The following is a 22749-nucleotide window of genomic DNA, read 5'->3' as shown; positions in this document are numbered from 1 at the left end:
TCGAGCACAGGGAATTCATCGCGAATCCTTGCTGGAGACGAAGTACAAGATGGTCCGCGCGTCAGTCGTCAATGAGATTCGGATGACTAATGAAAGGCGCGAGGCGCTTCGTTGCCAACCCTGAGCGTCCTGCGCTCGCGGGAACAGCGCCGCAAAAAAACGACATCAATATCTGGAGACATCGCAATGAAAACGATCGATCGCGCCGGTCATGCCGGCGTGCGCCCTTCGCTCGTCCATCACGCAGCGCGGGGGCAGCAATGAAGACCCCCGCACGCGCCGTCGACACGCAGGCCTTCATTGACGGCCAACGATTCTCCCCATTTCAGTGGGTCATTCTTGTCCTGTGCTTTTTCGTTGTCGCGGCCGACGGCTACGACACGGCGGCCATCGGCTTCATCGCGCCGTCGCTCGTGCAGCAGTGGGGGATTGCGCGGGTGGCGCTCGGCCCAGTGATGAGTGCCGCGCTGGTTGGGTTGGGCATCGGTGCAGTACTCGCGGGCCCGCTCGCCGACCGGTTGGGGCGCAAGACCGTGCTGGTGCTGTCCGTCGCGTTTTTCGGCCTGTGGAGCCTTGCTTCGGCTTTCGCTAATTCGGTCGAGTCGCTGACTATCCTGCGCTTTTGCACGGGACTCGGACTGGGCGCGGCCATGCCGAACGCCGTCACGCTGATGTCCGAATATGCGCCGACGCGCGTGCGCGCCGTCATTGTCAACGCGATGTTTTGCGGCTTCTCCACGGGTCTTGCGCTCGGCGGATTCGCATCGGCATGGCTGATTCCGCATTTTGGCTGGCAGAGCGTGCTGGTCGCGGGCGGCATTGGGCCGATCGTGCTGACGGTTCTCCTGATCCTGTTCTTGCCTGAGTCCGTTCAGTTCATGGCCGTGCGCCAACGTGCCGACGCAAAAATCGCGCGCATTCTCAGCCGTATTGCACGGGACGCGACGCTCGAAGGTTGCCGCTTCGTCGCCCCGGAGGGGGGGGCGAACGCTAAGCGCGAGTCGGCGATTCGCGTCGTTCTCTCGCGGCAATATCGTTTCGGGACGCTGATGTTGTGGCTCGCGTACTTCATGGGCCTGATGATCTATTACCTGCTCACCAACTGGTTGCCCACGTTGTTTCGCGACACGGGCTTCTCCGGTGCGCGCGCGGCCTTGATGACGTCGCTTTTCCCGCTTGGCGGCGTGGTGGGCAACCTGTGTGTCGGTTGGGTCATGGACCGCCTCAACGCCAATCGCGTGATTGCAGCAACGTATGTGCTCGCCGGCTTGATGGTGTTGCTGGTGGGACGTGGCGTAGGCCATCAGTTGTGGCTCGGCACGCTCATCTTTCTGACCGGCACCCTGGTGACGAGCGCGGTGACATCGATGTCTGCACTGGCCGCCGCGTTCTACCCGACGCATGGCCGCGCGACAGGTGTTGCGTGGATGCTCGGCGTGGGGCGCATAGGCGGGGTGACGGGTGCGCTGGTTGGCGCGGCCTTGATGGGCTTCGGCTGGCAGTTTGGCTCGGTGTTCAGCCTGCTTGCCCTGCCGGCGCTGGTGTCGGCGGGTGCCTTGTTCCTGATGATCGGACGCGGTGCGCCTCTTTCGCAGACGCGAGGTCAGCAAAGCGTGCCAATGCACTAGGTTAGGTCACGAGCCGTTTGGGTTGTACATTTCATAAAAATAATTAGGCATACAAACAATTAACGAAGGTCTTGGAGATCCGCAGATGAAAAAGAAGTTTCTTGCCTTGGCCCCGCTCTGCCTGTACGGTGCAGCGGCGTGTGCGCAGAGCAGCTTGACGCTGTATGGGGTGCTGGACGAAGGGCTGATGTTCAACAGCAACGTTGCGACCGGCGCGTCGCACGGTGCGCATAAATGGTATCTCGACTCGGTCAACGGTCTGTACGGCAGTCGCTGGGGTCTGAAGGGCGCGGAGGATCTGGGCGGCGGCATGCGCGCGATCTTTACGCTCGAATCCGGCGTGAATCTGAATACGGGCGCAGCGGCACAAGGGGGCCTCGAATTCGGACGCCAGGCGGCCGTTGGCCTGAGCGACCGGCGTTTAGGCGACCTCACGCTGGGCAGGCAATACGATTCGGTCGTCAACTACGCGCAGGCGGTCACGATCCAGGGCTATCTGGCCAGCGAAATTTTCCAGCATCCGGGGGACTTCGACAACACGGCAAACTCGCTGCGCACCAACAACGCGATTCGCTACGCGAGTCCCAACATCAATGGGCTTACGTTTGGCGCGGAGTGGAGCGTGGGTGGTTCGCCCGGCAATATCAGCGGCAACGGCGGCTATTCGGCCGGCGCCGCATACTCCAATGGCGTCGTGACACTGGCGGCCGCCTATCTGTATTTCAAGAATCCGACCGCCGGCACCGCGAGCCAGGGTTTCTTTACGAGCAACGGCAGCGGCACGCAGTTGACGGGCATCCTGAACAAGGGCTATGCAAGTGCAAACTCGTATCAAGTCGCGGTAGCGGGCATGTTGTACACGTTGGGTTCCGTGCAACTAGGCGCGTCGTGGTCGAACGTCGAGTACGGCAATATTGTGGCGCTAGGCGGTGCAAGCGCGCGATTCAATAACGTTGACGCCGGTATCAAGTGGGCGGTCACGCCCGCATTCAGTCTGGGCGCGGCTTACGATTACGCGAAGGGTAATAGCGTTTCTACGCCGGAGGGTGGCAACGTCGGCAATCAGCATTTCAACCAGTTCAGCGTATTGGCCGATTACTTCCTTTCGAAGCGTACCGACCTCTACGCCGCAGCGGCGTACCAGATCGCGGCTGGCACGTCGTCCACTGGCGCGGCTGCGGTGGCCAACATCGGCAATGCTGGCGACTCTTCGAACAGCCACCAGGTGCTCGTGCGCGCTGGAATTCGCCATAGGTTCTGAAGCCAGGCGAGTGGCCACGCTCCCATGCGATATCGTCTGGGAGCGTGGCCTTTTCCGAAATGTTGGTGCCGCGCATTCACTTTCGCTTGCGAAAGGCGTTTGGTGTAACGCCGGTGAACCGCTTGAAAAAGCGGGTGAAATACGCTGGCTCCGTGAAGCCTAAAAAGTCGGATACCTGATTGATATTGAGCGAGGTGTACGTGAGACTGCGCTTCGCTTCGAGCAATAATCTCTGATGAACGAGTGCAAGGGCGCTCTTGCCTGCGATTCGCTGGCAAATCATGTTCAGGTACACGGGTGTGACGCCTAGCTGCTCTGCGTAGCCACTGATTGGAAGGTGTTCCCGGTAATGTTTTTCGATCAGGCCGGAGAACGTTTTCAGGTGGGCGTGCCCACGATCCTGCGATTCGCCCCTTTCTTCGCCTTCTTGACTCTGGCGACTGACCCATACGACCAGCGCGCTCACCAGCGAGCGAAGCAGCAGGTCTCTTGAAGGCGCAGGAGCGCCGTATTCCTGATTCAACTGGCTGCACAGGGTGTTCAGGTAAGCCCGGTCCTTGCCAGCCGGATAGCAGCCTGGATGCTCCAGAACGCGGCGAGGTGCGTTGATCTGTTGCTGAAGCCAGTTCATCAGGGGCGCGGCGATCGTAATCACGTAGCCGTCGACCTGCGGAGAAAACTGGAATCCATGCACGTACATCGGCGGCACGACCTGGAGCGAGGGGGTGTCGATGCGGGTCGTCTCGCCCTCGATTTCAATCAGGGCGACGCCTTTCTGCACGTACAGGAGTTGCGCGAGGTCGGCGTGCGTGTGGCGCCGGATTTCCCAGTCGTGCAGGCTGCTGCGCTCAGGAATCGACTCGCAGTGCAGCAAATCGGGCGTACTCCAGTCAGGCCCTTCACCGTATAACTTGAAGACGGGGATGTCGTGCCGTGCCGGTTGCTTCATGGATTCGTCACCGCTTTATCGATCCCAAACAGGACTTTTCAAAAGTCCAATTTTAATCGAAAAAATTGCCTTATCAGCCCTGCACATTTCTAGAAAAATGCAATTCAACCGTGGCAACAATTATTGGGGCTCGACGAGCAAAGTAGCAACGCCACGGTTCAGAGAAATACAGGAGACACGGTCATGAAGACCAAGGTAGCGATCATCGGCGCCGGGCCGTCCGGCCTGCTTTTGGGACAGTTGCTGCACAAGGCGGGCATCGACAACGTCATAGTCGAACGTCAGAGCGGCGAATACGTGCTCGGCCGGATTCGTGCAGGCGTGCTCGAACAGGGCATGGTCGACCTGATGCGCGAAGCGGGCGTGAGCGAGCGTATGGATGCGGAAGGTCTCGTCCACGACGGCATCGAACTCGTGTTTGGCGGACGCCGCGACCGGATCGACCTGCGATCGCTCACAGGTGGCTCGTCGGTGCTGGTCTACGGCCAGACCGAAGTCACGCGTGATTTGATGGCCGCGCGCGAGGCCAGCGGCGCCACGACGATTTACGAAGCCGCCAACGTTCAGTTGCACGACGTGAAGGGCGAAGCACCCTACGTCACGTTCGAGAAGAACGGCGAGACTTACCGTCTGGATTGCGACTACATCGCGGGCTGCGACGGCTTTCATGGCGTGTCGCGCAAGACGATCCCCGAGGAAGTGCTCACGCACTACGAGCGCGTTTATCCGTTTGGCTGGCTCGGCCTGCTGTCCGACACGCCGCCCGTCAATCACGAACTCATCTACGCACATCACGAACGCGGCTTTGTGCTTTGCAGCCAGCGCTCGACGACGCGCAGCCGCTATTACCTGCAAGTGCCGTTGACCGAGAAGGTGGAGGACTGGTCCGACGAGCGCTTCTGGGAAGAGCTGAAAACGCGCCTGCCGCAAGACGTGGCGGAGAAGGTCGTCACCGGCCCGTCGCTGGAGAAGAGTATTGCGCCGCTGCGCAGCTACGTGGTCGAGCCGATGCAATACGGCAAGCTGTTTCTCGTTGGCGACGCCGCGCATATCGTGCCGCCGACCGGCGCAAAGGGCCTGAATCTCGCGGCGAGCGACGTCAGCACGTTGTATCGCATCCTGACTCGCGTCTATCGCGACGGTCGCACCGATCTGCTGGAAAAGTATTCGCAGATTGCGCTGCGCCGTGTCTGGAAGGCGGAGCGTTTCTCGTGGTTCATGACGAACCTGCTGCACGAGTTCTCGGAGCGCGACGCGTTCGACAAACGCATGCAGCGCACCGACTACGACTACTACACGACCTCCGAGGCCGGACTCAAGACGATTGCGGAAAACTACGTGGGTTTGCCGTACGAACCTATTGAGTAAGGTCGCAAGCTCCCCTTGAAAAAGGGCAGGAGACTGTCCGGGCAAGGGGAGCCTAAGTTGCATGAGGAAAACAAACGTACAGTCAGGCATCATGTGACTTTTCGCTTGAACGTCTTCCCCCATGCTTCGATTCGACAACCTCAGCAAGCGCTTCGGCGATCACGTCATTTTCAAAGGGCTGCATTACGCCGCCGGTGCCGGATGCGTGGTGCTAAGCGACGAGAACGGCAGCGGCAAATCCACCTTGCTCGGCATCCTCGCGGGCGCGCTCCAGGCCGATGAAGGAGAGGTATGGCTTGGCGGCCATTCGCTTCGCAGCGCGCCGCTACTCGCGAAATCGGCGCTGGCGTATGTGCCCGATGACTGCCTGGAGTTTCCGACGCAGACCGGGCGGGCGTTTCTTGAGCAGGTGGCGTCCAGCAGACGAGCCCACGTCGATGCCGCGACGCTCGATTTGGCCGATCGCTTCGGTCTCGCTGAGCATCTGGACAAGCGCTTCGAGCAGATGTCGCTCGGCACGCGCAAGAAAATCTTTCTGACGGCTACGCTTATCGGCGACCCTGCCGTCGTCATTGCGGACGAACCCGTCAACGGACTCGATGCGCCCGCGCGCGCGGTGGTCGGCGATCTGTTCAAGACGCTGGGCGCGGGGCGTACCGTCTTTTATGCGAGCTACGATCAGAAGCTGGCGCAAGCCTGTGAAGCCCGGGTAGTCAGCTTTTCGGATCTAGGCTTTAACTCTTCCGCTGTGTAAGCTTCGCGCAAAAAAACGTGGGTGCTGAGCGTAGCACCCACGTAGCCCGGGCGGACTCAATCGTTATCGCTGCAATTCAGTCGTAGTATTTCCAGATGTTGTAATAAGTCACGCCGTCCGTTGACCAGTTCAACTGCACGAGCCGCGAGACGCCTGCAACAAGTGCCGGGAAAGTGCAGGCGGTGGAGCAGGTCTGCGTGCCGTTCTGTGCGACGCCGGCTGTCACCGATTCCGAGAACTGACTGTTCTGCGCACTAGCGAGGCCCGTCCACCAGCCGTCGACTTCGGCGGGCGTGCTGGAACTGGTATCGCTGCCCGCCTGGATCTGGACGCCCGTCACCAGTGGCGAAAGATTCGCTCCATTGACCACACCGGCCCAGTCGATCGTCGCCGTCGTCTGTGCGGCCGCGAGCGAACCCGACGGGCTCATGAAATTGCTCGTGACGTCGCTGCCGAGCGTCTGCCATGTCACGGACTGCGCCGCATCGGGCAGCAAGGGCGTCGTCGCATTGACGACCTTGACCGGGTTGCCGATCTGCGCGCCCGTCGTGTCGTAAAGCGTAGCCGTGTAAGTCGAATACGCAGACGGGAGCGTCTGGGCCGTCAGTGCCGTGGCCGCGTAGAAGCCTTCGTCGCTGGTCGTCGGCGCGAACGCAAACGTGCTCGAATCGCTCGACAGCGCCTGCCACGCCCAGCGGTATAGCGAGGTATTCGAACTGCTGGTCGCCGCGCTCGTCGGGGCGCTGGTCAGGGCGTGGCTCGTCAGCGCGAGCGCCGTGTTGCCGGTTCCGCTGCGCGGTTCGAGCCAGACGCCGGTGGAGGGCAGTCCTGCTCCGGTCACCTGCACCGAGCCGATATTGGCAGGGTTCACTGTCGACGCGCTATGCACCGGAATGCTGATGCCCAGCCCCGTTTCAAAGCGGCTGCCCGACGCGTCGTCCGCATCGAGGAACTGGCGCTGCGTTACGAACGAGCCGATGCTCACGTCATACGCCTGCTGGTTGCCGATGATGTCCCAATTGCCGCTTCCGGTCGATTGCACCACGGTCGTGGCGAACTGATGTTGCCCCGCCGAGTTGGTGAAGAAGATGTTGACCAGCGCACTCGCGGCCGTGATGTTGGGAAACGGGCTTTGACCGGCCGCCCAGTAGCTCAGTGTCTTCGCACCCGTGATGGTGGAGCCGCTGGCGCTCAGGCGTGCGTGCCAGGTCTGGAATCCGCCATTGCTGCTGTTGTAGCCGTTCTCGAGATAGCTCGCGTCGATGGCGGACGAGCAGGCCGACGATGTGCCGGACAGGCACTGCGAAAGCTGCGTCAATAGCGTCGCCAGATAATTCGCGGCCACCGGCGAGGCGATGATCTGCGTGCTCGCCGACGTGCTCGAATTGAGCGCGATTGTCGATGTCGGTGCGGCGATGCTGGCGATCTGAAGGCCGCCCGAAGGCGCTTGCGTGAGCGCCACGGAATCGATCACGGCGTCGGCGCCGGTCTGATTGGGCGTGAAGGACTGGCTGACCGGATTGAACGTGGAGGCCGCGAGTCCGTTGGCGCTGAGCACCGGGGTGAGAATGCCGTTGAGCGTGGAGACGGCGTTGCCTACCGACGATGTCGTGACCTTGGCGGCGAGCGTCGCGGGCTTGGTCAGATCGAGGGGATTACCGTCGCTGGTCAGCTCGGCGGCGACCGCGGTGGTCAGCGGCGTGACATTGGCGATCAACGCCGCACCCGACGACGTTTTCGCGCTGGCCGTGACCGAATACATCGGTGCATTGGCGCCGCCCGGATCGGTGGCGACCAGCAGGAAGGGCGCGGTCATCCCCGAGAGCGCGATGGAGTAGTTGCCGCTCGAATCGCTGGTGGCGCCCGCGCTCTTGCCCGCCGAATCGAACAGCGTGACGGTTGCGCCCGCGAGCAGATTGCCCACGGCCACCGTGCCGCCGATGCTGGAAGCGTCGGTGCTCGACGATCCCGAATGTCCGCCGCAGGCCGTGAGCGTGGCCAGCAAACCGAATGCGATAGACCGTCGTTTGTTTGCGTTGATGTTCATCCCGGTTACTCCCTTGGTGTGTATTCTCGTCGCGCCGCGTTTTCAGGCCTGTGCCGTGTGCCGGTCTTCGCCATGATCGTCTTGATGTAGGAAGCGATTGCTTCATCAGCACAGTGAAGTGCTTCGGTATGCAGATTTTCTCCACCATCGTCTGGGTGTCCATTCCTCCTTTAAGGTGTTGCGCGCTATAGTTTCGTGTGTCTGGTCTTCGCAAGTCAGGGAGTTGAAAGCTCATGCGCGCGGCCACACGTAATGGCTGCGCGATCGCTCACGGTGCATAGACGACGGGAACAAAAGCGATGCTCGAGATTGCGAATGCCTTACAGCGGTCGATTCCATTCGACGCACTATTGATCGGCACCGGCAGTGCAAATGACGATGGCACGGTGCGTATCAACGCAACACAGTTGGTGAATCTGCCGTCCGTATTCGTGGCGGAGTATCCGCAGGTCTCGGCGGTCGATGTCGTGGCGCAGGTTTTCGCGGCGCTCCCGCATACGGTGCAGGTGGTGTCGATACGCGATTACCGCGCGCTCAGACCCGACCACCCCATCGCCGATTATCTTGAGAAATACGATATCGAACATCTGATGCTGACTGGCATCCTGAGTTCGTATGGACTGGCCTGGATCACGATGTACCGCTTTAAACACGGCCCCTGTCCGCAAACATTCAGCAGCGAGAATGCCGAAGCCGCTCGCTATGCGGTGCCGGCCGTGCTGTATGAGTGGCAATGCAAGACGCAGCCAAAGGGCCGCGTGCCCAGCGATATTCCCGCCGCGCTTGCGCCGCTCGATCGCGACGAATTGCAGATCGTTCTGTTGAAACTCCAGGGTATGCTAAATAAAACCATTCAGGACAAGCTGAACGTCAAGGAAGACCGCGTCAAGGACGTACTGAAGAAAGCCCGCTTGTGGCTGGGCGTATCGGGCAGAAAGCTCACACCGAAGGATCTGGAAAGGACGGCTCAGATAAAGGAGTGAGGGTACTAACGCGCCAGCTACCGGGGGCAGGGGGCCGCGCCTGTCTTTGCGTAGATGGTTGTATGTAGTGCTCTTCTAGTCGTAAGTCGCATCGGGCGGTGACCTATGCATGAAGTCCGCAGTGGCCTCTTCATCTTGCAGACGACGGTCCTCACGTCGGCGGCCATGCTTGCATTCGCGGCCAACTCGTTGCTGTGCCGGCTGGCGCTTCAGCGTGGGGAAATCGATCCGGTTAGCTTCGGTTGCATCAGACTGGTTTCGGGCGCGATCGTGCTCACACTCATCCTGCGCTTCAAGGCCGGACGCTCAGCAGGTCGTGCCGACTGGCTCGCCGCTGCCATGCTCTTCGCCTATGTCGCCTTCTTCTCTTTCGCGTATTTGACCTTGTCGGCGGGAACAGGTGCGTTAGTCCTGTTCGGCGCTGTGCAACTGACGATGTTCAGCGCCGGGTTGCGCTCCGGCGAAAAGTTCGGATCAATCGCCTGGCTGGGTCTCGCCCTGGCAGTCGCAGGGCTTGTCTATCTGGTGTCGCCGGGCGTTGCTGCGCCGCCGCTCCTCGGCGCAGCGCTGATGGCGGCCGCCGGCATCGCCTGGGGTGTCTACTCGCTGCGCGGTCGCCGTGTAGTGGACCCGCTCGCGGCAACGGCGGGAAACTTCGCAAGGGCGGCGCCTCTTGCGCTCGTCTTGAGCGTGCCGGTCATCGCCGCTACAGGCGTTCACGCCAACGAGGCCGGCGTCTTGTGGGCGATCGCTTCGGGTGCGCTCACATCGGGTATCGGGTATGTCATCTGGTATGCAGCACTCGGCAAACTCACCGCGATGCGCGCGGCCACCGTGCAGTTGTCGGTGCCGCTGATCGCTGCATTTGGCGGCGTGGCGTTTCTCTCGGAAGCCATCACGCCGCGCCTTGCTGTGGCCTCCTTCATGATTCTCGGCGGCATTGCGATGGTGCTTGGCAGGTCGCACGCCAGGAGGCTGTCGCGCGGCGCCTAAGCCAGGCGCAGATCCCACAACGCATCGAGTACATGTTGCGTGGAACGCTCGACGTGCCCGGCTCGATGCGCAATGCCGAGCCGCCGCCACAATGCCGGGCGCAGCGGGCGCATAACGATGCGCGCGTCGGGAAGGGGCGTCGTGGCTTCATGAGGCAACAGTGCCGCGCCATAACCGGCTGCCACCAGACTCTTGATCGCATCGTTGTAGTTGAGCTGAATGCGCGGGGCGGGATGGTGCCCCGCGCTCGCGAACCACTCCGCAGTCAGGCGCGACAGACGCGTGGTCGCATCGTTGAGAACAAGCGGTCGAGCGGCGAGCCATTCCGGCGTAATGCGAGCCGGACAACGCCAATGCGCGGGCACAAAGGCCATCACGGGGTCGCGGCGCCAGGGCTTGATGGCGAGTCCCGCCACTGGAGACTGAGGCAGTGCGACCAGCCCGATATCCAGCGTCCCGTCCGCCAGTCGGCTGAGCGTTTCATGCGAGGTGAGCACCGCGATCTGGATGTCGATGGCGGGATGGTCCTGACGCAGCGCTTCGAGCGCTTGCGGCAAAAGATGCGCAATCGCACCGGTCGATGCGCCAAGCCGAACGCGTCCGACCAGTCCTTGAACCTGGCGCTGAACATCGTCTAGCGCCTGTTCCGCGTCGGCCAGCAGACGCCGCGCGCGCTCGACCAGCAACTCGCCGGTCGCCGACGGCCGGACATGCCCACGCTTGCGCGACAGAAGTGGAGCCCCAATGCGCTCTTCCAGTTCGGCGATGTGGAGGCTGACCGTTGGCGGCGCCAGATGCAACGCACGCGCGGCTTCGGCGAACGAGCCACGGTCGACGATCGCGACCAGGGTGCGCAAGCGGTCCAGACTGATCTCTCGCATGTTGGCGTCCTGATTCAGAAAATCTGAATATTGAAGTCATGAAATTCAACTTTCTCTATTCTATCGGTGCGCGGAAGATAACAGGCGTGTTCCGTTTGTCCCACCTGTTACCTATCACCGGAGTATCGCGCGCATGAGTTCTCCCCTCGTTTTCATCGACGGCGACCAAGGCACCACCGGGTTGCAAATTCACGAACGGCTTCGCGGCCGCACCGATCTGGAAGTGGTGACGCTTCCCGCAGCGCAACGCAAGGATGCCAGGCATCGCGCGCAAGCCATCAACGCCTGCGATATCGCCATCCTCTGTCTGCCCGATGGCGCCGCGCGCGAGGCGGTGGGCGCCATTGTGAATCCCGCCGTCAGGGTCATCGACGCCAGCTCCGCCCATCGCACGCAGCCGGGCTGGACCTACGGCTTTCCGGAAATGACGCCGGGGCAAGCCGGGCGCATTGCGACCGCGCATCGGGTCACCAATCCCGGTTGCTATCCGACCGGTGCAATTGGCCTGCTGCGTCCGCTACTGGACGCCGGGCTCATTGCGCAGGACCACCCGCTCAGCATTTACGCGGTGTCGGGTTACTCCGGACGCGGGCGTGCGGGCGTGGAAGAACACGAGGGGCCGGGCGCTGCCAACGCCCCGTTGTTTCAGGTGTATGGTCTGGAGCTTGCGCACAAGCACGCGCCGGAGATCCAGCAATACGCAGGGCTCGCGCGGCGTCCGATTTTCGTCCCTGCGTATGGCTCGTTCCGCCAGGGGATCGTATTGACGGTGGCGCTGGATAGGCGGCAATTGGCCCCCAACGTAGACGGCACCGCGCTGCACGCGTGCCTCGCAAGCCACTATGCCGGGGCGACCCACGTTCATGTCTTGCCGCTGCACGAATCGCGTGAACTAAAGCAGCTGGATCCGCAGGTCTTGAACGGTACGAATGATCTGCGCTTGAGCGTGTTTCCGAACGAGGAGCACGGGCACGTTCTGCTGTCCGCGGTGTTCGACAATCTCGGCAAAGGCGCCGCCGGCGCCGCGGTGCAGAACCTGAACCTGATGCTCGCGCAGTAAGGATGGCCGATGCTCGGCTGCACGTCGATGCCAACGACGGTTGGCAATCCGGGCGTAGCAGTCGAACCGCTCACGGGGCATTGGCAGGGTGCAAATCCTTGCGCTAACGGCTTTCGGTTTGTAATGGGCTCGATGGCTTGTTGCGTTGGCAACCAAAGGCGATGGGGCCATTGCATTGTGCAACTAACCGTCCTCGCCGCCTGCACCCCAAAAACGCCGGTTTACGGCGCACCAACCCCGTCAGCAGACATTGGAGCGGCGGGCTGCTGAACCTTGGCCCGATCCGGATATCCGCGAATCCAGTCTCACCGCATCTGGCAAGGTCGCGTGATCGAAGCTCACGTCGTCGCTTCCCCCTGCGCACGATTAAAGGACTCGCCGATAGCGACCGATAACTACGTTGTCGACCGTTGGCGGCGACACGGAGGTCTCGAAGGCGACGCGCCTTCTACCTTCGCCACATACAAGGCCACCGAAAAAACATAACCAGGCCAAAGGGGAGAGGTTGGGCATGAAGGTCTATGCAAGTGCGCTTACTTTGCTGGACTGGCTGGCGCAACGTGAAAGTGCGTCGGTCAGCGAGATCACGGCTGCGGGTTTGATGGGCTCGCGCACAGCGTCGGACGTCATCCGCTATGCGATACGCAATGGCGCGATCGCACGCGTAGACGGCACGACAGCTGTGCGAGGCACAGCGCGTTACCGGTCAACCGGCGTGCCATTGGCTGAGCCACGGTCTTCGACGATTGCCGCTTCGTTCGACGGTCTGTTGCGGGCGTGGGGCATTGCACAAGAACCTCCCCAGCTTGACGGGCTGCAAACGCGGGTCTACCAGATGTCGGATAGCAAACAGGAAGTCTGAGCGCACCCTGTGCGCCCGCAGCGTGCCGATTGGTTCCTTGGGATAGGACAAAATGTCCCGTCTGATCGCGAAGCTGCGGGACATTTTATCCAGTTCGATGATGCCTCTCGACCTCGCTTTCACCTTGATCCGACGGAAACACGCGCGCGCTCAGGAAGTCGACTAGCGCTCGAACCTTCGGTGAAGGATGCTTGCTCGCGGGCCAGAGCACATGAACCACGCCCGCACGCTCGACATGATCCGCCAGGACCGCGCGCAGGCGTCCATCGGCGAGCGGCTCCTTGATGGAGAACTCAGGCAGGTAGGCAATGCCGCGTCCTTGTAATGCGAAGCAGAGTCGGGTTTCGATGTTGTCTGACGCTCGACCGGGTCATCGATGTGCCCATCGTCGTCTACGTCGCGGTCGCTGTCTGGGGGGGCGCGTTCGGCGGTGCGGCGACGCTCTTTCAGACCGCGCTGGCCAAGGCGACCGATGCCGCGCAAGCCGTGCTCGTCACGGTCTGGAATGCGGCGATTGCTGGCGGCGGGATACTCGGTGGTGCATTGCTCGACTGCCTGGGCTTCAGCGCATTCTTTCCGGTACTGCTTTTATTGCTGGCGGCGACTTTTGTTGTGGTGTGGAAAGCCAGGCGACATGGATTTCCGGTGTCAACGCAACGAAGTGCCGTTGATCTGGTGAGATCGGAACCATGATGCGTGAGCATGACGCCGCTGATCGAAGGAAAGGAAAAGTAAGGCGCGGGCGTGGATTTTCGTCTGCGTCAGCGATTTTGTTTCGCATTACGATCGGGTTTTGACGTGTAACGACGCACGAAACCGGCGATATCCGGACGACGGCGAGCGTCGAGTGCCTGGGCCAGCAATTCCAGGAACACATCGAGATCATCCGTTCCGTATAAACGATGAAAGTCATTCACAATATCGGATATCGCGGCGCGCTCGCCCTCAGGCGTCAACGTGCTGGCGATATGCGAACCACCGCGTGCGAGTTCGGCCATATATCGTCCGCGGCCCTGAAGCATTCGCTGTGATTTTGAACTGCTCGTATTTTTTATCATGGTGAGGATGACTCCGTGTTGTGGTAGGGATCTCACTTTCTCCGTGCGCTCGGGTCTGCGAGCGGTTGCGGCGCAACGCTCGCCGATATGAATTCGTGCTGAATCCGGAAATATCGTGCCCTAGGGGAATTACCGCTTCAATACCTTGATCAAGGGATGCGCGCACCACGCGCCATACGTTATGCTGCACGGCGCGTCATGCATTGCGCAGGCCACGCAGTTCTTCACGTAGTTCTTCAGATAGCACGGCAATGAAACCAGTCACGCCGATCGGCGTTTTTCTCGTCGAAGACGACCCGCGTATGCGAGAGGCATTCGAGCGCATGGTCGACTTGCACCCCGATCTGGTCTTGCTGGGCAGCGTCACCACAATTGCGGATGCCAAAGCCTGTCTTGCGCATATCGCACCCAATGTCGCGATTGTCGATCTGGGTCTGCCGGACGGTGACGGCGCGTCGCTCATCGAATTCCTGCGCGCGAGCCTGCCCGATACGGCGATACTCGTGAGCACCATTTTCGGCGACGAAACCCATGTGGTGCGCGCGATCGAAGCAGGCGCGGGCGGCTATCTCCTCAAGGACACGACGCTCGACGAGTTCGCCCGTTCGATCCTGCTGGTCGTGAGCGGCGACGCGCCGCTCTCGCCGCAGATTGCCCGGCATCTGCTCAAACGCTTCGCGCCGCCAAACACGGTCAAACCGACTCGCCCGCCCGTGGGCGCACAGGATCTCACCCCGCGCGAAATCGCCATTCTCGAACAGATCGCCAGTGGCTTCTCCGTTGCGGAAACGGCCGCATCGCTGGGCATCTCGGCGCATACGGTCGCCACGCACGTCAAGAATATTTACGCGAAGCTTGCCGTCACCAACCGGCAGCGTGCGGTGAACGAAGCCCGCTTGCGGGGCATGATCCGTTGATGCCGCGCGGGCGAGCACGCACTCCTTTGCACCGCTTGTGCGCTTTGCTTTGGGCCTCGCTGCTTATCGCCCTGCTGTGCCTGGCCGGACGGGCACGGGCCGCCGTCCCGCCTGAGATCGATCTCACGTTGCAGAACGCGGAGTTCGCCGCTTCCGATGCCCTGACATCGCCGCAAACCGGCTGGTCGCCCGTCACGCTGCCCGACAACTGGACGCGCAGCCATCCGGGGCTCGGCGGCGTGGCCTGGTATCGGCTGCATTTTTGGCTCGATCGGGTGCCCGATGTGCCGCTCGCGCTGTACGTGCCTCATGTGTCGCTCGCCGGTGCGTTTTACCTCAACGGCTCCCTGGTGAACGGCGATGCGCGATTCGACAGGCCCGGTCACATGGGCTCGGCCATGAGCGATACGCCGTTTTACCTCGAGCTTCCGTCGGGGCTTTTTCGTGCGGGCGACAACACGTTGTATGTCCGGTTGCAGGGCAACGCGCGCCTGCGCAGCGGCCTGTCCACGATTGCCATCGCGCCTGCGCCGACGCTTCAGGCGCGGCAAAGGCTGCGCTACCTGCTGCAGGTCACGCTGCCCAATGCGGTCTTTGTCATTCTCATCGGCGCGTTCGTCTTTCTGGCCGCGCATTTCTGGCATCGACGCAGCAGCAACCTGATGCAGCTTTCCGGGCCGCTTGCGTTCCTGCTGTTGCTCTCCTACCTGAGCGTGTCGTTTCCGGTTTCGCGCGAAACGGAAGTGTTCGTGCGCGTCGTCGCCTATCTCATGCTGCATTGGACGCTGGTGGTCGGCGGCTACCGGCTCTCGGAACATCAGAGCCGATGGTTTTTGCCTGTGTGGCACACGCTTTCCGCCGCAACCGTTGTGGCCGCAATCATATGCTATGGGGTTGGCGTGACCGGCGACCCGATGTGGCTGGTTGTCTGGCCGTCCACGTTGCTGCATCTGCTCGTGGCCTACTGGATGCTCTCGCGTGCCTGCCGCACCCGATCGCTCAAACTGGGCGCGCTGGCCCTGACGGGGACGTTATGGATCGCCACTATCATCCAGTCCTTGCTCATCGTGCTGGACTGTTTTTCGTGGGATACGATTCGCCTGAGCAACTCGGGCGGCGTGCCGTTCGGCGTCGTGCTGCTCTATATGTTCGCCGGGCAATTCATCCTGGACCGGGAAGAGGCCGCTGTCGCGCAGCGTGACGCTATCGCCGCCGAGCGCAACCGTATCCTCCAGGAAATGCACGACGGCATGGGCGCACACCTTATCACCGCCCTGCATCTGGCGCGCCGCGACGACGTGGAACGTGTCACGCTGGTGCGTTCGATCGAAGAGTCCATTCAGGACATGCGCTCGATCATTGACTCGCTGGACCTCGGCGATCGGGATATCGTGCCGCTGCTTGCGAATTTGCGCTCGCGCCTCGAACCGCGTCTCAGCGCGCTGGGTATCCGGCTCGTATGGGGCGTGATAGCGCCGCTGCCTGAGATCGCCCACCTGACGCCGCAGTCGGCGTTGGCGGTGATGCGCATCATCCAGGAATGCGTCAACAACGCGATCCAGCACGCGCAGGCGCGGACCTTACGAATAGGGGCGAGGGCCGATGGCGACGGCGTGCGCATCGAAATCGCCGACGATGGCCGCGGCTTCGATTCCAGTGCGGTACGCGAGGGAGCGCGCGGCATCGCCGGGATGCGGGCGCGTGCGCGAGCGCTGCATGCTCGCGTTTCGATCCTGAGCTCGCCGCAGGGGATGCCGGGCACGACGGTTATCGTGTACGTTCCATGCTCGATTGCGGCGAGCTGAATCGTCCATGCCAATGCGCAGAGTTCAGTAGAACCGCTTGCCAATGATTGATTCGATTTCGATGGATACGACGACACTTTCGCATGCGCTTCTGACGCCGCCGATGCCGCCGATGGCCGACGACTCGATCGGCGGCTTCGGCGTGCTCAAGGGCATCCGGCGCAACGCGTTCGAAGCGTTCCCCGCGCGTTGCTGGCAAGAACCGGTCGTGCGGGTCAATACGCCGCTCAATCCGGTGGTCATCATTTCGTCGCCTGAGGCGATCCGCCATGTGATGCTCGATTGCCATCGGGACTACGTGCGCATGCCCGTAGGCCGGCGCGTTTTAGGCCCGATCGTTGGCAAGGGACTGCTTGTCAGCGAGGGCGAGTCGTGGCGAAACCAGCGCCACGCGATGGCGCCCGCCTTCACGCCGCAAAAGGTTCAGGCACTCACAGGGCTAATCCATGAAGTGGCGGAGCGCGCCTGTACCGAAATGGAGTCGCGGCGGGCGCTCCCACAAGACCTGTTCACGTTTTTTCAGGCCGTCAGTCTCGACATTGGCGCGAGTGTCATGTTCTCGACCGACGTTTCGTCGATCGGCGCGGAGTTGCGGCGGTTGCTGACTTTCTATATGACGCGCATTGGCAGCCCCTCGGTGTCGGACTTTCTGCTGCCGTCGTGGATGCCAACGGTGCTGTCCGCTCGTCGCGCCGTCTTTCGCCACCACTGGCAGCGGCTGCTGGCGAGCACAATCGCGCAGCGGCGTGCGCGTGCCAGGGCGCCCGCTCACGGCAACGGGACGCAGGATCTCTTCGACCTGCTGGAACAGGCGCACGGCGAGCGCCCGGACGATCTGCTCGCGGACGAAGTCTCGACCATGCTGGTTGCCGGGCACGAGACCACTGCGCTGACGCTGTTCTGGGCCACTGTGCTGCTCGCCCACTCGCCGCAGATTCAGAGCGAGCTTGCGGGCGAGGCCGCGGCGTTTGACTGGGACGCTCGAGGCACAGCACTGGATCTGACGAAACTCCCGCTGACAAAAGCAGTTATTCAGGAAACCTTACGGCTCTATTCGCCCGCGTTCATGACGGCACGGCTCGCGGCGCGCACGCATACGGTTGGCGGCGTCCAGATTCCGTCTGGCGCGATGCTGCTGGTTCCATTCTGGCTCTTGCATCGGCATCCGCAACGCTGGGCGTCGCCGGCGTGCTTCGATCCGTGGCGCTTTTTGAGGGGCCCTCAGCCCGGTCGATTCGACTACCTGCCGTTCGGCGTGGGACCACGCGTGTGCATTGGCGCGCAACTGGCGATATCGGAGGCGGTGATCGTGCTGGCGCGGCTGTTGCGGGATAACCGGATTGCGCCGATGCGCGACGATATTCCGCTGCCGGTCGGCAAGCTGTCGACGCGTCCATCGTTTCTCCCGGAGTTTGTGGTTTCTGCGCGGTGATGAGGCGGAGTAGAGTTGCCGCGCATGGTTGGTAGTCTGGAGTCGACGGCCTTTTGGGGGGGGCGTAGCCTGGCTCGACGCCCATGCGGCGAACGATGGCATCCGGTGCGAAGAAATCCCAGCTCGGTTATCTCCAGCACACGGATATCATTGCGGACGGGTTCAAATCGGTCGGAGATTGGGAAACGGGGACGGCTAAAGAGCGCCCGGGCTATGCGCTTGCTCATTTGCTTAGCATCGCGCAGCATGAGCAAGGGGAGGTATTGCAGGGGTTGATTTATGATGATGAGCGATTTCAGTGGTGGCTCAAGCTGCAACGCGGTGCTCTGGCATCATCCGACGATACGGCAATCAACGACTCCACCAACGCGATGCACGCTGGCCAATCCGACGGATCGGAGGTTGCATTGGCGCCCCTGGTTCGAGCCTTGGTGCCGAGTCTTCAATTGGTTCTCACGTCCGACGATGAGACCGACAATGCTGACTTTAGATCCGATGCGCCAGACCGTTTGGTTCTTTGGGACTATCAGAAGCGCATGGACTGGATACAGAAAGCTGCCGATAAATTTCACGACTTGATGCAAGGTGAGAAAAGTGGATTCATGATGGACTACCTTCATGAGATCAAGAGCTGGGGTGACAAGCCCGACAGATAATGAAGAAAACCTTAATTTTTTCACTGATTCTGGGTGTGCTGTTAGTCGGCGGCGCCTTGGCTTCGCATGACCTGAGTTCCCATTCAACTCCCGCTAATGAAAAAGGCATGAATTCATCGCCAACAATTATCCGACTCGGCAACCCCACGAGTCTGGATCTCTCCGGACCGGGGGCATCGGTAGACAATCACCCGTCGGGTGCGACGTTCTATCAGTACGACTGGATGCGAGGTAGTCTGGGTACGGTCAGGTTCGAGGACGGGAAACACAGCTTCGTAATCGACAATGCGTTGTCAGCATTGGGCTCCGCCGATAAGGATGTGCCGGGTGGGATTTACAAGTGGAGCGTCAACTTCGGCGTGAGTGCCGATCAGGCAGACACGCACGAGGCAGCGCGCGCTCGCGTAATGAAATTCCTCGAGGGTCTCCGCGCTAGCGGCTGGAGTCGATACATCGATACGGACTACCCACGTCTGACAGGGGAGCAGGCGTGGAACTATCGCGTCACCAAAGCCCTCTACTCGCTGGATTCGACCTATACGCCGACCATTGAGCAATGGAAACTCGCGGTCGGAAAGCAACCCCATTGGAAATTCTTTGCCGATGGGGTCTATCTGGATGTATCGATTCTGGAAAATGACATGGGAGGTATTGCCGGGAAGAGTACTTATCTCCTGACTGTGAGCATAAAGAACGAGTACGCTTTTTATGGTCTGGGATATTTCCCGGGAGATCCAGAGAAAATTCGTCAGTGGAAAGCCTTGATTCCGGCCGAGAACCAGAAATATCACGCGGCGCGCGTCAAGACTGAAGAAGCCCTGAAAGAGCAAGGAATGACGATCGACACGAGCTACGAAGATCCTCCAATTCAGGCTTTGCGAGGATCGACGGAAAATTCGCCATGAGGGCACGTTGACGATGCGAGCGAGTTTGCATGGGCGAGCGCAGATCGTGGTGGGCGACAAGACGAGTCACGGCGGGAAGGTGATTTCCGGTAGCCCATCCTCGACCTGGAGCGCAGCCAATATTCCCATCGCTCGCAAGGGCGACAAGGTGACGTGTCCTTTGTGTGCCCCGCATCTGTTTGAGATCGCCGAAGGAATGGACGGATGCGAGGACTTTGGACAATTGATGGCGATCGAGGGGCACAAGACCACGTGCGGCGCGATACTGATTGCCGATCCGGCGCCGGCTGACGATTGATTTAATCTGCTGGCGCAAATTGAACAGGTAGCCAGCGAAATCCTCCATACCTGGCACCAGAAGGTGTCAGGCGAAGCGACGGAATGTTCAAATCGTCGGCCAGCCTGGCGACACCACGCCATACGATTCACGCCACCTGGCAGCCTGCCGGTGGCCTCTGCGAATGTGCCGGTCCATGGCATCAGTGTGTGTGCCGTCTCCGACCTCGACCTGGTCATCCTCACCGCTTCCACTTTCATGTGAGCGTTTCTCTATCGCGATTGCCTGCTGTGCAGGCTGTGGCGAATCCTTACCGGCCTTTGTGGGAGAGATAGGCCACGCCGCCTGGCTTGGTCAGCGGGAGCGTTGCGGACTGTGATGTCTTCGGATTGATGGCCCGCAACCCCCGATTAGCCGTCGTCACTCTTCTCGCCTTTACGGGCTCCTCAAAGCGACTACGACGCTTTCCTGCCGATGCCGGGAATGGCGACTGACGCGCGCGACCACGCCGACATGCCACTCACCTGGCGAGTTCCGACAGTCGAAGGGCTCAGCAACCTTCGTGGGATGCTGCGCGCGGAATTCCAGGGTTAACGCTAGCCAGAACGAACGGCTGGCATTCGTCGGTGCGATCGCGCCGGGTGATGCTGCCTCTCCAGCCCGGGTGGCCTGCGAATCGAGCAGGCCCCAAGCTTACAAATTCATTCTCCGCGCGAGCCCATATAAGGCAAAACCCAGCGCCACGCAAGCGCATCAGACGAGATTTGCTTCTATCAAACAATTTTTGACGGCAATTTTTGTTCCTGATATGGTCTCTCCAAATGGCATCTACAAGTGGAAAAAAGGACCCCGCAGCGCTGGCGATTGGCGAAAAAATCCGCGCACTGCGTCAGCGGCTGAGCCAGACGCTCGATCAGACAGCAACCGCGGCCGGCATTTCGAAGCCGTTTTTGTCGCAGGTGGAACGCGGTCTGGCTTCGCCGTCGCTGACCTCGCTTTCGGGCATTGCGCGGGCATTGGGCGTGACGATGCAGTATTTCGTCGAAACGCCTTCGGAGGAGCGTTCGGTCAAGCGTGGCGATCAGCTCGAGTTTTTCGGCTTCGCGGATTCGGCGAACCTGTTCGCGCGGCTCACGAATACGTCAGACGGACGGCAGCTCGAATCGATCCTCGTGCGCCTGCCTGTTGGCAATACGCGCTCGGAGGTCACCACGCATGCAGGGGAAGAATTTCTCTACGTGATCGACGGTGAACTGTCGCTGGAGCTGGAGGGCAAAGCGTTTGTGCTCCAGACAGGAGACTCGGCACATTATCAGTCGACGGTGCCGCATAGCTGGAGCAACAACGGGGGCAAGGAAGCCGTGGTCGTCTGGGTAGGGACACCGCGGCTGTTCTAATCGGGGGAGTACCGGAACATTCGAGACATCGGGTGCTTCCCTAATTGAAATTATAAGGATGACGAAGTGAAGGACCTTCACCTGGTGATAACGCGAATATGACGCTGGCCATCCCGGCTTGAGGTGGCGCGCGGGCTGTGTGCCGTCATCTGCATTTGAATAAAACAAAACCCACTCAAATCATTCCAACAAATTACTTCTCGTTAGTGAAATACAGATGAAAAACAGCAAAATCAAAATCAGCGTTATCGCAGTTGCCGCTTTCGCCGCATCCTCGGCAGCCATGGCACAGTCGTCGGTCACCCTGTATGGCATGCTCGACGCAGGCCTCAGCTATACCTCGAACAATGGTGGTCACAGCCAGTTCGCCCTCGTCGGCGGCGCCGCAGGTTCGAACAAGTGGGGCCTCAAGGGTCAGGAAGACCTCGGTGGCGGCCTCTCGGCAGTCTTCAAGCTCGAAAATGGTTTCAACATTGCCAGCGGCGGTATCGGCGGCCAGGGCCCGATTGGCTCCTCGCGTTCGCTGTTCAACCGTCAGGCTTATGTCGGTCTCTCGTCGGAGCAGTACGGTACCGTGCGTCTGGGTCGCCAGATCGACGCTGTGACGGAAATGGTTCAAGGCCTGACGGGCGATGCTATTTCGGCGTCGACCTTCTCGACCCCGGGCGACGTCGACAACAACGACAACACGACCAACCAGAACAACGCGGTGAAGTACATTTCGCCGCTCTACCACGGCTTCCAGGTTGAAGGCGCGTACTCGTTCGGCGGCGTTGCCGGTTCGATGGGTTCGGGTCAATCGTGGTCGGTCGCTGCGGACTACACGCAAGGTGGCCTGACGGCAGCAGGCGGCTACTTCAAGGCAACCAATCAAGGCGAGAGCGGTTGGCAAAACGCCACGGCACAGCCGTCGTTCGGTGGCACGCTCGGCTACCCGAGCTCGGGTTACTACGGTGGCAACGCGTTCAAGAGCGCGGGCATCGCACAAGTCGCCGGCCAATACCAGTTTGGTCCGTACACGGCTGGCCTGCGTTACTCGAACGCTCAGTACCAGGGCTTCGATGGTCAACCGTCGATCCACTTCAACGTGCTGGCTGGCCTGATGCAATACCAGGTGACCCCGGCGCTGTCGCTGGCGGCTGGCTACACGTACGTCTACGGTTCGGCAGCGACGGCTGCGGAAGCCGCCAAGGGCCGCACGATGGCTTCGATCAACCAGGTGTCGCTGGGTGCGACGTACTCGCTGTCGAAGACCACCGCGGTGTACGTGATGGGTGCCTATGTCCATGCTCTGGGCGCTCAGGCTTCGGCTGCTGACTTCGGCAACACGGCATCGGGCGGCAACCAGATTCAAACCAACATCGGCATGTATCACAGCTTCTAATCGAAGACTCATCAGCCCGGGCTAGTGGACACACTACCCGGGCAAAGATTATTTCTGCTACTGAACCGCACCTCAAGCTAGCAGCACATCATTGGTCCGGCTGGCGCCGAATCGGAGTAAACATGAAACAAG

21 protein-coding genes and 1 pseudogene are annotated in these 22749 nt (G+C 60.9%); 17 read left to right on the top strand and 5 right to left on the bottom strand.

The window, feature by feature from the left end:
- The first annotated feature begins 260 nt into the window (after window positions 1–260).
- Window positions 261–1628 carry an aromatic acid/H+ symport family MFS transporter gene (locus tag U5782_RS36115; RefSeq protein WP_322048644.1) on the top strand — a complete coding sequence of 456 codons (1368 nt, stop codon included), beginning with the start codon at window positions 261–263 and terminating at the stop codon, window positions 1626–1628.
- A gap of 85 nt (window positions 1629–1713) precedes the next feature.
- A complete protein-coding gene (locus U5782_RS36110; protein ID WP_322048643.1) occupies window positions 1714–2889 on the top strand; it encodes a porin in 1176 nt (391 codons plus the stop codon).
- A gap of 76 nt (window positions 2890–2965) precedes the next feature.
- On the opposite strand, the gene U5782_RS36105 is transcribed toward U5782_RS36110, so the two are convergent.
- On the bottom strand, window positions 2966–3838 hold the full coding sequence (locus tag U5782_RS36105; RefSeq protein ID WP_322048642.1) for a helix-turn-helix domain-containing protein: 873 nt from the start codon (window positions 3836–3838) through the stop codon (window positions 2966–2968).
- 183 nt (window positions 3839–4021) lie between these two features.
- Here U5782_RS36105 and pobA point away from each other — a divergent pair, with 183 nt between their 5' ends.
- The gene (pobA, locus tag U5782_RS36100; protein ID WP_322048641.1) at window positions 4022–5206 is read left to right on the top strand and encodes a 4-hydroxybenzoate 3-monooxygenase; all 1185 of its coding nucleotides are present in this window, start codon (window positions 4022–4024) and stop codon (window positions 5204–5206) included.
- A gap of 121 nt (window positions 5207–5327) precedes the next feature.
- Entirely contained in the window at window positions 5328–5960 is a 633-nt protein-coding gene (locus U5782_RS36095) for an ABC transporter ATP-binding protein (protein WP_322048640.1), read from the top strand.
- A 76-nt stretch (window positions 5961–6036) separates the two neighbouring features.
- On the opposite strand, the gene U5782_RS36090 is transcribed toward U5782_RS36095, so the two are convergent.
- Window positions 6037–8007 carry a hypothetical protein gene (locus tag U5782_RS36090; protein WP_322048639.1) on the bottom strand — a complete coding sequence of 657 codons (1971 nt, stop codon included), beginning with the start codon at window positions 8005–8007 and terminating at the stop codon, window positions 6037–6039.
- A 299-nt stretch (window positions 8008–8306) separates the two neighbouring features.
- On the opposite strand from U5782_RS36090, the gene U5782_RS36085 reads away from it, so the two are divergent.
- Both U5782_RS36085 and U5782_RS36080 read left to right on the top strand, forming a co-directional pair.
- A complete protein-coding gene (locus tag U5782_RS36085) occupies window positions 8307–8990 on the top strand; it encodes a hypothetical protein (protein WP_322048638.1) in 684 nt (227 codons plus the stop codon).
- A 105-nt stretch (window positions 8991–9095) separates the two neighbouring features.
- A complete protein-coding gene (locus U5782_RS36080) occupies window positions 9096–9983 on the top strand; it encodes a DMT family transporter (RefSeq protein WP_322048637.1) in 888 nt (295 codons plus the stop codon).
- Here the strand turns inward: U5782_RS36080 and U5782_RS36075 are convergent.
- A complete protein-coding gene (locus U5782_RS36075; RefSeq protein ID WP_322048636.1) occupies window positions 9980–10864 on the bottom strand; it encodes a LysR family transcriptional regulator in 885 nt (294 codons plus the stop codon). The genes U5782_RS36080 and U5782_RS36075 overlap by 4 nt on opposite strands.
- 133 nt (window positions 10865–10997) lie before the next feature.
- On the opposite strand from U5782_RS36075, the gene argC reads away from it, so the two are divergent.
- Together argC and U5782_RS36065 are read left to right on the top strand one after the other, a co-directional pair.
- A complete protein-coding gene (gene argC / locus U5782_RS36070; protein ID WP_322048635.1) occupies window positions 10998–11924 on the top strand; it encodes an N-acetyl-gamma-glutamyl-phosphate reductase in 927 nt (308 codons plus the stop codon).
- 511 nt (window positions 11925–12435) lie between these two features.
- A complete protein-coding gene (locus U5782_RS36065; protein ID WP_322048634.1) occupies window positions 12436–12786 on the top strand; it encodes a hypothetical protein in 351 nt (116 codons plus the stop codon).
- Window positions 12787–12871: 85 nt separating this feature from the next.
- Here the strand turns inward: U5782_RS36065 and U5782_RS36060 are convergent.
- Window positions 12872–13141, bottom strand: a pseudogene (locus U5782_RS36060) (LysR substrate-binding domain-containing protein); the annotation flags it as partial.
- Here U5782_RS36060 and U5782_RS36055 point away from each other — a divergent pair.
- Entirely contained in the window at window positions 13111–13479 is a 369-nt protein-coding gene (locus U5782_RS36055) for a hypothetical protein (protein ID WP_415914470.1), read from the top strand. The pseudogene U5782_RS36060 and the gene U5782_RS36055 sit on opposite strands and share 31 nt — an antisense overlap.
- A 68-nt stretch (window positions 13480–13547) precedes the next feature.
- Here the strand turns inward: U5782_RS36055 and U5782_RS36050 are convergent, their stop codons facing one another.
- Window positions 13548–13784 carry a hypothetical protein gene (locus U5782_RS36050; RefSeq protein WP_322048633.1) on the bottom strand — a complete coding sequence of 79 codons (237 nt, stop codon included), beginning with the start codon at window positions 13782–13784 and terminating at the stop codon, window positions 13548–13550.
- A gap of 311 nt (window positions 13785–14095) precedes the next feature.
- Between U5782_RS36050 and U5782_RS36045 the strand changes: the two genes are divergently transcribed.
- The 8 genes from U5782_RS36045 to U5782_RS36010 all read left to right on the top strand — a co-directional run bounded on the left by U5782_RS36045 (window position 14096) and on the right by U5782_RS36010 (window position 22617).
- A complete protein-coding gene (locus U5782_RS36045) occupies window positions 14096–14761 on the top strand; it encodes a response regulator transcription factor (RefSeq protein WP_322048632.1) in 666 nt (221 codons plus the stop codon).
- Window positions 14761–16566, top strand: a complete 1806-nt coding sequence (locus U5782_RS36040) for an ATP-binding protein (RefSeq protein ID WP_322048631.1) — start codon at window positions 14761–14763, stop codon at window positions 16564–16566. Before U5782_RS36045 ends, U5782_RS36040 begins: the two co-directional genes overlap by 1 nt.
- Before the next feature lie 61 nt (window positions 16567–16627).
- Window positions 16628–17998, top strand: coding sequence for a cytochrome P450 (locus U5782_RS36035; protein ID WP_322048630.1), 1371 nt, complete (start codon window positions 16628–16630; stop codon window positions 17996–17998).
- Window positions 17999–18093: 95 nt separating this feature from the next.
- Complete coding sequence (locus tag U5782_RS36030) at window positions 18094–18654, top strand: DUF2515 family protein (protein WP_322048629.1); 561 nt, start codon at window positions 18094–18096, stop codon at window positions 18652–18654.
- A complete protein-coding gene (locus U5782_RS36025) occupies window positions 18654–19559 on the top strand; it encodes a hypothetical protein (protein WP_322048628.1) in 906 nt (301 codons plus the stop codon). The genes U5782_RS36030 and U5782_RS36025 overlap by 1 nt, the downstream gene beginning before the upstream one ends.
- Before the next feature lie 49 nt (window positions 19560–19608).
- Entirely contained in the window at window positions 19609–19857 is a 249-nt protein-coding gene (locus U5782_RS36020; protein WP_322048627.1) for a PAAR domain-containing protein, read from the top strand.
- An 800-nt stretch (window positions 19858–20657) separates the two neighbouring features.
- On the top strand, window positions 20658–21233 hold the full coding sequence (locus U5782_RS36015; protein WP_322048626.1) for a cupin domain-containing protein: 576 nt from the start codon (window positions 20658–20660) through the stop codon (window positions 21231–21233).
- Between the two features lie 217 nt (window positions 21234–21450).
- Window positions 21451–22617, top strand: coding sequence for a porin (locus tag U5782_RS36010; RefSeq protein ID WP_322048625.1), 1167 nt, complete (start codon window positions 21451–21453; stop codon window positions 22615–22617).
- Window positions 22618–22749 lie beyond the last annotated feature (132 nt).

This window comes from Paraburkholderia sp. J67 (genome assembly GCF_905220265.1).
In the GTDB taxonomy this organism is placed as follows: Bacteria; Pseudomonadota; Gammaproteobacteria; order Burkholderiales; family Burkholderiaceae; genus Paraburkholderia.
The sequence above is the reverse complement of the archived record's forward strand: the minus strand, read 5'-3'. Positions and strand labels throughout refer to the sequence as shown.

Coding starts and splice junctions, on each gene's coding strand:
- U5782_RS36115 (WP_322048644.1), top strand. CDS start 261: ATGAAGACCCCCGCACGCGCCGTCGACACGCAGGCCTTCATTGACGGC.
- U5782_RS36110 (WP_322048643.1), top strand. CDS start 1,714: ATGAAAAAGAAGTTTCTTGCCTTGGCCCCGCTCTGCCTGTACGGTGCA.
- U5782_RS36105 (WP_322048642.1), bottom strand. CDS start 3,838: ATGAAGCAACCGGCACGGCACGACATCCCCGTCTTCAAGTTATACGGT.
- pobA (WP_322048641.1), top strand. CDS start 4,022: ATGAAGACCAAGGTAGCGATCATCGGCGCCGGGCCGTCCGGCCTGCTT.
- U5782_RS36095 (WP_322048640.1), top strand. CDS start 5,328: ATGCTTCGATTCGACAACCTCAGCAAGCGCTTCGGCGATCACGTCATT.
- U5782_RS36090 (WP_322048639.1), bottom strand. CDS start 8,007: ATGAACATCAACGCAAACAAACGACGGTCTATCGCATTCGGTTTGCTG.
- U5782_RS36085 (WP_322048638.1), top strand. CDS start 8,307: ATGCTCGAGATTGCGAATGCCTTACAGCGGTCGATTCCATTCGACGCA.
- U5782_RS36080 (WP_322048637.1), top strand. CDS start 9,096: ATGCATGAAGTCCGCAGTGGCCTCTTCATCTTGCAGACGACGGTCCTC.
- U5782_RS36075 (WP_322048636.1), bottom strand. CDS start 10,864: ATGCGAGAGATCAGTCTGGACCGCTTGCGCACCCTGGTCGCGATCGTC.
- argC (WP_322048635.1), top strand. CDS start 10,998: ATGAGTTCTCCCCTCGTTTTCATCGACGGCGACCAAGGCACCACCGGG.
- U5782_RS36065 (WP_322048634.1), top strand. CDS start 12,436: ATGAAGGTCTATGCAAGTGCGCTTACTTTGCTGGACTGGCTGGCGCAA.
- U5782_RS36055 (WP_415914470.1), top strand. CDS start 13,111: ATGCGAAGCAGAGTCGGGTTTCGATGTTGTCTGACGCTCGACCGGGTC.
- U5782_RS36050 (WP_322048633.1), bottom strand. CDS start 13,784: ATGGCCGAACTCGCACGCGGTGGTTCGCATATCGCCAGCACGTTGACG.
- U5782_RS36045 (WP_322048632.1), top strand. CDS start 14,096: ATGAAACCAGTCACGCCGATCGGCGTTTTTCTCGTCGAAGACGACCCG.
- U5782_RS36040 (WP_322048631.1), top strand. CDS start 14,761: ATGCCGCGCGGGCGAGCACGCACTCCTTTGCACCGCTTGTGCGCTTTG.
- U5782_RS36035 (WP_322048630.1), top strand. CDS start 16,628: ATGGATACGACGACACTTTCGCATGCGCTTCTGACGCCGCCGATGCCG.
- U5782_RS36030 (WP_322048629.1), top strand. CDS start 18,094: ATGGCATCCGGTGCGAAGAAATCCCAGCTCGGTTATCTCCAGCACACG.
- U5782_RS36025 (WP_322048628.1), top strand. CDS start 18,654: ATGAAGAAAACCTTAATTTTTTCACTGATTCTGGGTGTGCTGTTAGTC.
- U5782_RS36015 (WP_322048626.1), top strand. CDS start 20,658: ATGGCATCTACAAGTGGAAAAAAGGACCCCGCAGCGCTGGCGATTGGC.
- U5782_RS36010 (WP_322048625.1), top strand. CDS start 21,451: ATGAAAAACAGCAAAATCAAAATCAGCGTTATCGCAGTTGCCGCTTTC.